Source organism: Streptomyces sp. RP5T (genome assembly GCF_003933965.1).
Classification (GTDB): Bacteria; Actinomycetota; Actinomycetes; order Streptomycetales; family Streptomycetaceae; genus Streptomyces.
Genome location: NZ_RSAJ01000423.1, coordinates 1 through 7,533, shown reverse-complemented (window position 1 = coordinate 7,533; position 7,533 = coordinate 1). Strand labels below are relative to the sequence as shown.

General features: G+C 72.1%; 11 protein-coding genes and 1 pseudogene. 4 read left to right on the top strand and 8 right to left on the bottom strand.

From position 1 onward, the window contains the following. Nucleotides 1–54 precede the first annotated feature (54 nt). From EHS43_RS32085 to EHS43_RS32070, 4 genes are all read right to left on the bottom strand, one after another. Nucleotides 55–591 carry a DinB family protein gene (locus EHS43_RS32085; RefSeq protein ID WP_125194192.1) on the bottom strand — a complete coding sequence of 179 codons (537 nt, stop codon included), beginning with the start codon at nucleotides 589–591 and terminating at the stop codon, nucleotides 55–57. A 63-nt stretch (nucleotides 592–654) separates the two neighbouring features. Further along, nucleotides 655–1,191: a GNAT family N-acetyltransferase gene (locus tag EHS43_RS32080; RefSeq protein WP_125194191.1), complete on the bottom strand. Its 537-nt coding sequence runs from the start codon at nucleotides 1,189–1,191 to the stop codon at nucleotides 655–657. Between the two features lie 6 nt (nucleotides 1,192–1,197). After that, a complete protein-coding gene (locus EHS43_RS32075) occupies nucleotides 1,198–1,473 on the bottom strand; it encodes a DUF397 domain-containing protein (protein WP_125194190.1) in 276 nt (91 codons plus the stop codon). Continuing rightward, a complete protein-coding gene (locus EHS43_RS32070) occupies nucleotides 1,457–2,296 on the bottom strand; it encodes a helix-turn-helix transcriptional regulator (RefSeq protein WP_125194189.1) in 840 nt (279 codons plus the stop codon). Before EHS43_RS32070 ends, EHS43_RS32075 begins: the two co-directional genes overlap by 17 nt. 117 nt (nucleotides 2,297–2,413) lie before the next feature. Between EHS43_RS32070 and EHS43_RS32065 the strand changes: the two genes are divergently transcribed. Together EHS43_RS32065 and EHS43_RS32060 are read left to right on the top strand one after the other, a co-directional pair. Beyond that, the gene (locus EHS43_RS32065) at nucleotides 2,414–2,806 is read left to right on the top strand and encodes a hypothetical protein (protein WP_125194188.1); all 393 of its coding nucleotides are present in this window, start codon (nucleotides 2,414–2,416) and stop codon (nucleotides 2,804–2,806) included. A 9-nt stretch (nucleotides 2,807–2,815) separates the two neighbouring features. Next, on the top strand, nucleotides 2,816–3,493 hold the full coding sequence (locus EHS43_RS32060) for a bifunctional 2-polyprenyl-6-hydroxyphenol methylase/3-demethylubiquinol 3-O-methyltransferase UbiG (protein ID WP_125194187.1): 678 nt from the start codon (nucleotides 2,816–2,818) through the stop codon (nucleotides 3,491–3,493). A gap of 51 nt (nucleotides 3,494–3,544) precedes the next feature. On the opposite strand, the gene murQ is transcribed toward EHS43_RS32060, so the two are convergent. Continuing rightward, nucleotides 3,545–4,489, bottom strand: coding sequence for an N-acetylmuramic acid 6-phosphate etherase (gene murQ / locus EHS43_RS32055; RefSeq protein ID WP_125194186.1), 945 nt, complete (start codon nucleotides 4,487–4,489; stop codon nucleotides 3,545–3,547). Between the two features lie 48 nt (nucleotides 4,490–4,537). Then, on the bottom strand, nucleotides 4,538–5,425 hold the full coding sequence (locus EHS43_RS32050; protein ID WP_125194185.1) for a MurR/RpiR family transcriptional regulator: 888 nt from the start codon (nucleotides 5,423–5,425) through the stop codon (nucleotides 4,538–4,540). Nucleotides 5,426–5,480: 55 nt separating this feature from the next. On the opposite strand from EHS43_RS32050, the gene EHS43_RS32045 reads away from it, so the two are divergent. Continuing rightward, nucleotides 5,481–5,864 carry a hypothetical protein gene (locus EHS43_RS32045; RefSeq protein WP_125194184.1) on the top strand — a complete coding sequence of 128 codons (384 nt, stop codon included), beginning with the start codon at nucleotides 5,481–5,483 and terminating at the stop codon, nucleotides 5,862–5,864. Next, nucleotides 5,861–6,121: a DUF4031 domain-containing protein gene (locus EHS43_RS32040; protein ID WP_125194183.1), complete on the top strand. Its 261-nt coding sequence runs from the start codon at nucleotides 5,861–5,863 to the stop codon at nucleotides 6,119–6,121. The genes EHS43_RS32045 and EHS43_RS32040 overlap by 4 nt, the downstream gene beginning before the upstream one ends. Here the strand turns inward: EHS43_RS32040 and EHS43_RS32035 are convergent. Together EHS43_RS32035 and EHS43_RS32030 are read right to left on the bottom strand one after the other, a co-directional pair. After that, a complete protein-coding gene (locus tag EHS43_RS32035) occupies nucleotides 6,118–7,224 on the bottom strand; it encodes a GNAT family N-acetyltransferase (protein WP_125194193.1) in 1,107 nt (368 codons plus the stop codon). The genes EHS43_RS32040 and EHS43_RS32035 overlap by 4 nt on opposite strands. 35 nt (nucleotides 7,225–7,259) lie before the next feature. After that, nucleotides 7,260–7,533, bottom strand: a pseudogene (locus tag EHS43_RS32030) (hypothetical protein); the annotation flags it as partial.

The following is a 7,533-nucleotide window of genomic DNA, read 5'->3' as shown; positions in this document are numbered from 1 at the left end:
CATCCATTCCTTGAAAAGAGGGCTCGGAGCCGGACGCTTAAGCTTCGGGGCCGGTCAGCCCATGCTCTTGGCGCCGTCCAGGGCCTCCCGGACGATGTCGGCGTGGCCCGCGTGCTGGGCCGTCTCGGCGACGATGTGCAGCAGCACCCTGCGGGCCGACCACTGGGCCTCGGCCTCGAACCACGGGGCCTTGGGCAGCGGATGGGCGGCGTCCAGGTCGGGGAGGGTGGCGACCAGTTCGTCCGTCCGGTCGGCCGTCTCCGCGTACGCGGCCAGCACGCCGGCCAGGGTCTCGCCGGGCAGCATCCTGAACTCGTCGGCCCGCCGGGCCCAGTCCTCCTCGGTCATGGCGGTGAAGTCGCCCATCGACGACGGGCCCTCCTGGATGAAGCGCACCCAGTTCCGTTCCACCGACGTGACGTGCTTGATCAGGCCGCCGAGACACAGTTCGCTGACGGTGGTGCGCTGCCCGGCCTGCTCGTCGGTGAGGTCACGGGTGGTGAAGCGCAGGAAGTGCCGCTGCTTGGCGAGCGCCTCCAGCAGGTCGGCGCGCTCGCCGGTGGGCAGGGTGGTCTTCGTGGCGGTGGTCATGGTGTGGCCCTCCGTGGACTGCTGCTGTTCCGTGGACAGGTCACACGCTAGGAGGCATATAGGTCAGATCCTGACCTCTTGGGGGAGGTCGGTTCGGGGATCGATGGCCCAGTGGTTGCTGCGGAGGACGCGGTCGGCGAAAGGCATGTCCAACTCGCCGAGGAGTTGGAAGCCGAGGGAGTGGCAGATGCCGTTCGAGGGGCCGTTGCCGGCGGCGGGGAAGGCGTGGACGACTCCCCAGCGGTTCTCGGTCCGGGCCTGCTCCAGCAGGGTGTGGGTGGCGCGTTTGGCCAGGCCCCGGCCCTGGAACTCGGGCAGGACCATCCAGCCGATCTCGGAGAAGGGCTCCTGGCCTGTCCCGGGGGCGGGCTCGTGGGACCAGAGGGTCACCGATCCCGCGACCATGGCCGGGGTGTCCGGGTCGGGGACGATCATCTTGAGCCAGGCGTGATCGCTCGCCGCCTCCTGGGCGTCCCGGCGGACCTTGTCCGCCATCCCCGCGCTGGGCAGGGGGCCGCCGAGGTCCGCCGTCATCACCGGGTCGCAGCGCATGCGGACGTACGCGTCGACGTCGTCCTGCGTGACGTTGCGCAGCAGCACGGGCCGCTACCGGGTCCAGTGGTCGCGTGCGGTGGCCTCCACGAACGCCGACCATGCCTCCGGCCGGAACACGAGCTTCGGGCCGTGGGGGTTCTTGGAGTCGCGGACGGGGATGGCGGTGGGGTGGCCGTCGGCTACTTCCAGGCAGTCGTCGCCGGTGCCGCCGCTGTAGGTGGACTTGCGCCAGCGGGCCACTTCCAGGCAGTCGTTGCCGCCACCGCCGCTGTAGCTCGACTTGTGCCAGGTGGCCGTGCTCAGGTCGAGGTCAGGGATGTTCCTCATGGGTGTAATCCTGCGCCAACGACTCGATCAGGGCCAGGGACTTCTCCCGCGAGAGCGCGGAGGCTACGAGGAGATCGAACGTGAACCTCAGTTGGGCGACAGCGGCCGGGTCGTCCTCCAGCCGTCCGGTGCCAACCCCCTCGAAGTAGACCAGCGGAGGGGCCTCCTCGAACTCCATCAGCTTCAGGGCGCCGTCCATCGCCGCATGTGCTCCCGCGCTGAGCGGCAGTACCTGCACGATGACCCGGTTCCGGCGGGCCAGGCCGGCGACGTGGCGCAGGGCCTCCGCCATCACCGCCCGGCCACCGGTTTCCCGGCGCAACGCCGCCTCGTCAAGCACCACCCACAACACCGGCTTTGTTGGATGGTCGAGCAGACGGATCCGTTCCAGCCGGCCGTCCACCCACTCGTCGATGGTTTCCTCCGGTGCCGTCGGGGCGTACGCACGGTTCACGGCTCGTGCGTACGCGGGCGTCTGCAGCAGCCCGGGGATCAAGAGCGGTGCGTACTGCCTGATCGCTGTGGCTTGAGCCTCGGCCTCCGCCGCCTCCGCGAAGTCCTCCAGGTACTTGGACTTCGCCGCCGCCCCGCAGTTCCTCTGGAAGAAGCCCTCCGTCCCCAGCACCTCGTCCAGCAACCGTGCGTACTCCGCTTGCATCCTCCGCGTACCCGCCTCCAGTTGCCCCACGAACGACCCGCTCACGAACAGCCGTTGCCCGAGTTCCTCCTGGCTCAGTCCCGCCTTCTCGCGCGCGTGCCGCAGCTCCGCGCCCAGCAGGGCCCTCGGTGAGGACGAGGGGTCGAGGTCCTTCGGTCCCGGCATGTGCGACTCCCCCGTCCACCAGGTGAGGTTGTTGGGCTGGTGCGTATGGCCAGGTTAGGGCCGTATCGGACACGCTGTGTCGCGAAATGGAAACCCAGCGTGCCGACGGAGGAAAGCGTGCAGTCCACCGAAGAAGTCCTGGAGTCCCTGCGGGAGGCGCTCACCGGGGTCGGCGTCGTGTTGCCGTCCCTCGCCGTCGACCCCCTGACCGGCGCCGGTGACGAGCCGTTCCCGCTGCTCGACCTGGGGCGGTGCAACGTACGCACGGCCGAGCGGCTGGCGTCCGTGCTGCGCGGGGAGAGGCCGCCGATGGGGGCGTACGTCGTCGATGTGCGGGACGGACGCGTCGGGGAGGTGATGGGGCACCTCGGCGGAAGGGTGCAGCTGCGGCCCCTCGGTGGCGGGCGGGAGTGGGACTGTCCGCCGGAGTGCACCGGGCCCGCGCCGCAGGCCGAGGTGCTGCGGGCGAGGGTGCGGAAGGTCAACAGGGAGGGGCGGATGCCCTGTTGAAATGAACCCATGCCCCTCCTCGACGCCCTCGCCCGCTTCAACGACGCCCACCCCTGGAGCCACAACGCCCACTTCCACCCGTGGATCATGCGCCGGCTGCCGGACCGTTTCGACCGTGCCCTGGACGTCGGCTGCGGTTCCGGTGACCTGGCCCGGCTGTTGGCCACGCGCGCGACCCACGTGCACGGCATCGACAGCGACGAACGGATCATCGCCAGGGCGAGGGAGTCCACCGGCCCCGGGCTCCCCGTCTCCTTCACCGTCGCGGACGCGCTCACGTACGACGAGGGCGGCCGATACGACGTCATCACCTGTGTCGCCGTGCTCCATCACCTCCCCCTGACCGAAGCGCTCACCCGCTTCCGGGGGCAACTGGCCCCCGGCGGAACCCTGGTGGTCGTCGGCCTGACACGGGAGGACACCCGCGTCCAGACGCTGCTCGGCCTCGCGTCCGTCCCGCTCAACCTGATCACCGGTTGGATCAGGAACCGGGGTCGGAGAGCACCGCGCCCGCTCGCGATGACCGCCCCCACCCGGCCGGCCGACGTCCCCTACACCGAGTTCGCCCGTGAGGCGCGCCGCCTCCTGCCCGGCGTCCGGCTCCGGCGGCGGCTGTTCTGGCGGTACAGCCTCGTCTGGAAAAAGGTGCGCGAGGATGCCGGCCCGGGGTCCGGGTCCACCACGTGACGATCTCTCCCGGCGGCTGCCGTCTGTGCGGGTCGGTCAGTTCACCGGGCGTCACCCACGCGGTGCTGGTCCGCCGCTGAGCGCCGCCCGCAGATGGCCCCCCGACTCCGCCAGCAGCCGGGCCGCCGTGGGGCCGTCGACGTCGGCCAGGATCGTCAGGATCGCGTTCTTCACCTCGCCGTCCGTGGCGGCCAGGGCCTCCTCGACCTCCCGCTCGTCGGCGCCGGTGGCGAGGGCGACGATACGGCGGGAGCGGGCCCGCAGCTTCTCGTTGGAGGCGCGGACGTCGACCATCAGGTTTCCGTAGGTCTTGCCGAGACGGATCATCGTGATCGTCGACAGCATGTTCAGGACGAGCTTCTGCGCGGTGCCCGCCTTCAGGCGGGTGGAACCGGTGAGCAACTCGGGGCCCACGACCACCTCGATGCCGTGGTCGGCCGCGGCCGCCAGCGCGCTGTCCGCGTTGCAGGACAGGCCGACCGTCAAGGCCCCTTCCGCGCGGGCGTGTTCGACCGCGCCCACGGCGTAGGGCGTACGACCGGACGCGGACACCCCGACCACCGTGTCCACGGCCGTCACCGCGAGGCCGTCCAGGTCGGCCCGCGCCAGCTCGGCGGAGTCCTCCGCGCCCTCGACGGACGTGACCAGCGCTTCGGGGCCACCGGCGATCAGGCCCACGACCTGCGCCGGGTCCGTGTTGAAGGTGGGCGGGCACTCGGAGGCGTCCAGCACGCCCAGGCGTCCGGCGGTCCCGGCACCGGCGTAGATCAGCCGGCCGCCCCGGGCCATGCGCTCGGCGATCGCGTCGATGGCGGCGGCGATCCGCGGCAGCTGCCGTGACACCGCGGCGGGCACGGAGGCGTCCTCGCCGTTCATCAGCCGGGCGATGTCGAGGGTCGGCAACCGATCGATGTCGGCGAGCTCGGGCCGGAAGGCCTCGGTGGTGAGCGTCTCCAACTGGGCTTGCAGTTCACGGGGGTTGGAGGTCGAGGTCATGAGGGAGCGGCTCTTTCTTCGGGACCGGCGTCTGCGGGTGACTCGTCTCTACCGGCGGTGCCTGTGCGCCAGCGCCTCGTAGGACGCGGCCAGCGCGGGCGCCGCCGTCTCGTACGTGCGTTGCGCCACCCCCACGAACAGACAGTCCACCACGAGGAGCTGACTGGTCCGCGACGACATGGCCGCGGGCCGCAGTTCGCTCTCCCGGGCCGTGGACGTCGTCAGCACGTGGTCGGCGTACTGGGCGACCGCCCCGCCCGGTCGCCCGGTGATGGCCACCGTGGTGGCCCCGTGCTCGAACGCGACCCGCAACGGCTCGATGACGTCCCCGGTCGCCCCGGAGTGGGTGATCGCGATCGCCACGTCCCCCGACCGCAGCTGCACCGCGTTCGTCACGGCCAGGTGCGGATCGCTGTGCGCCTGCGCTATCAGACCTATGCGCAGCAGCTTCTGCGTGAGGTCCTGCGCGACGAGACCGGAGGCCCCCACCCCGTACACGTCGATCCGCCGCGCCGCGGCCGTCGCGGCGACCGCCGCCCCGAGCTGCGCGGTGTCCAGCCCCGCCGCCGTGTCCGCGAGGGTCTGCTGCTCGTCGTAGGCGAGCTTGGCGACCACGTCCGCAATCGGGTCGTCCACCGCGATGTCCGTGGTGATCGCCGGCGCCCGCCCGGACTGCTGCTGCGCGGCCAGCCCGGCGAGGGCGAGCCGCAGGTCGCGGTAGCCGGGGTACCCCAGCAGCCGGGCCGTGCGCACGACCGTCGCCTCGCTCGTCCCGGTCAGTTCCGCGAGGCCCGTCACGGTGAGCGCCGCGCAGCCCGCCGGGTCGCTCGCGACGGCCTCGGCGACCCGGTGCATCGAGCGGGTCATGGACGGACCCAGCGTGCGCACCTTCGCGGCGAGAGCGCTGCCGAAAATTTCCTTCACTTCCTGGGGCACGTATGAAAGATATTTTCGGCTCGGACCCGTGGTCAAGAGCCCGCACAATGGCACCATGGAGTCCATCGATCCGCTTGAGCAGACCCTGCACACGGCACGTGCCCGCGTGCTCGCCGACCTGGCCGCCGGCGAGGTCGCCGCCGCCGACGTGGTGTCGATGGTCGAGGACTCCGTCGTACAGCGGCGCTGGTGGGTGGAGCAGTGGCCGGACGGCGCGGAGTTCGTCGCGGGCCTGGTCGCCCAGGACGTGCAGGACGCGCTGCTGGAGACCCACGGCCGCTGGCCCCTGTGCCCGGTGTGCGGCTCCGGCGACCCGCACGCCCTGGAGGTCGAGCCGGAGCTGGGCCCCGACCCGCACTGGGTGTGCCACAAGGCGGGCGTCAGGGTCGCGGCGGTCGGCTCCCTCGGGGCCGCGGCGGGCGGGACCCCCTCTCCGTGACCGTCTACATCGACCCGCCCACCTGGCCGGGCCACGGCCGCCTGTGGTCCCACCTGATCAGCGACACCTCCTTCGACGAACTGCACGCGTTCGCCGAGGAGTTGGGAGTCCCCTCCCGCGCCTTCGAGCGCGACCACTACGACATCCCCGCACACCGGTACGCGGACGTGGTCGCGGCGGGCGCGGTCGAGGTCAGCAGCCGCGAGGTGGTGCGGCTGCTGACGGGGGCCGGACTGCGCCGGCGCAAGGGCGGTTAGGCGGCCCCGCCGGACAGCACGTACAGCCGCAGGCCGGTCTCCGTCTCGCCGTACGCCTGCTCCTCCGCCACGGTCGCGCGGGTGTATCCGGCCCGGGCGATCACGCGCTGGGAGGCGGCGTTGTCGGGCTCGATGGTGGCGCACAGGCTGTGCACGTCGTCGCGGGCCAGGGCCCAGTCGCTCAGGGCGCGCAGGGCCTCGGTGGCATAGCCCTGGCCACGGGCGCTCTCGGCGAGGTCGTACCCGACCTCCGCGCGGCCGTCCTCGTCGGGGGCGCCGTGGAAGCCCATGCCGCCGATCGCACGGCCGTCCTCCCGGCGTACGAGCACGAAGAGGCCGAACTCCGGGCGGTGGACGCCCGCCTCGTACGCCTTGATCGTCATGCCGGCGGCCTCGCGGGTGCCGTCGAAGGGGCCGTCCTCGACCCACGCGAAGTCGCCGTCGCCGCCCGCGGCCAGGTCGGCGGCGGAGGCCGGGGTGACGCCCTGGAGGGTCAGGCGGTCGGTGGACAGGACGAGGTTGTTGCTCCAGCGCCACGCCGTGCGCGGGGCCCTGCCGGGCAGGTCGCCGCGGCCGGTGGCCCACAGCAGGGTGCGCCAGGGGTCGGGGCCCGGCTGGACCTCGGGGAAGATCCGTGTCAGCACGTGCTCGGGGAGATGAGCGGGGGGTTCGTACGCCAGGCCCAGGCCCTCGGCGATGTCGTGCGTGTGCAGCAGCACCTCGGCGACGCCCATCGCGGCGAAGCCCGTGCGGTTCGCGCTGCGGAAGGGGTAGGGGTGGAAGGCGCGGACCTCCCGCGGGGTGGTGCGCAGGGTCGCGGCGAACAGCACGGCCGCGGTCTCGATCACGTGGAGGACGCCCTCGGCGCCGGTGCCCTCGTCCAGGACGATCTCGAAGGGGACGTATGCCTCCTGTGCCCGGCCCGCCAACTGCCCCGCGTACGCGATGAGATCATTCGCGATGTGCTCGGCCGTCTTCAGACAGCTCCACTCCACGCGGCCCGCCGGCACCCCCGCCCAGTCGCGGTCCACCGCCTTCCGCAGGACCGCCACCGCGTCCGCGACGGCCTCCGTCACCCGTTCCGCGCCCAGGTCCGCGCCCATGTCTGCCATGCGGGCAGGCTAAGGCGCCGGAGCGTTCAGAGCGACAGCATTTCCAGCTCCGAGGTGAGGTTGTAACGGGCCGTGGCCTCCCATTCCCGTGCCCCGTACGGCGTCCTGAACAGTCGGGGCAGATCCAGCAGTTGGCGCAGGATCGCGGACCGGCCCTCGCGGAACGCGTCGGTCGGCACGAAGCCGTACTCCTCGCGGACGGCGGCCGTGTAGGCGGCGTACCCGGAGGGCGGGGCGGCGAGGATCGCGAGATCGGCGTCGCAGAGGACCTGGCCGTCGCGGTCGTCGTCGGAGGGGGAG

Excerpts from the sequence above, each read along its gene's own strand:
- EHS43_RS32085 (WP_125194192.1), bottom strand. The coding sequence starts at position 591 with ATGACCACCGCCACGAAGACCACCCTGCCCACCGGCGAGCGCGCCGAC.
- EHS43_RS32075 (WP_125194190.1), bottom strand. The coding sequence starts at position 1,473 with ATGAGGAACATCCCTGACCTCGACCTGAGCACGGCCACCTGGCACAAG.
- EHS43_RS32070 (WP_125194189.1), bottom strand. The coding sequence starts at position 2,296 with ATGCCGGGACCGAAGGACCTCGACCCCTCGTCCTCACCGAGGGCCCTG.
- EHS43_RS32060 (WP_125194187.1), top strand. The coding sequence starts at position 2,816 with ATGCCCCTCCTCGACGCCCTCGCCCGCTTCAACGACGCCCACCCCTGG.
- murQ (WP_125194186.1), bottom strand. The coding sequence starts at position 4,489 with ATGACCTCGACCTCCAACCCCCGTGAACTGCAAGCCCAGTTGGAGACG.
- EHS43_RS32045 (WP_125194184.1), top strand. The coding sequence starts at position 5,481 with ATGGAGTCCATCGATCCGCTTGAGCAGACCCTGCACACGGCACGTGCC.
- EHS43_RS32035 (WP_125194193.1), bottom strand. The coding sequence starts at position 7,224 with ATGGGCGCGGACCTGGGCGCGGAACGGGTGACGGAGGCCGTCGCGGAC.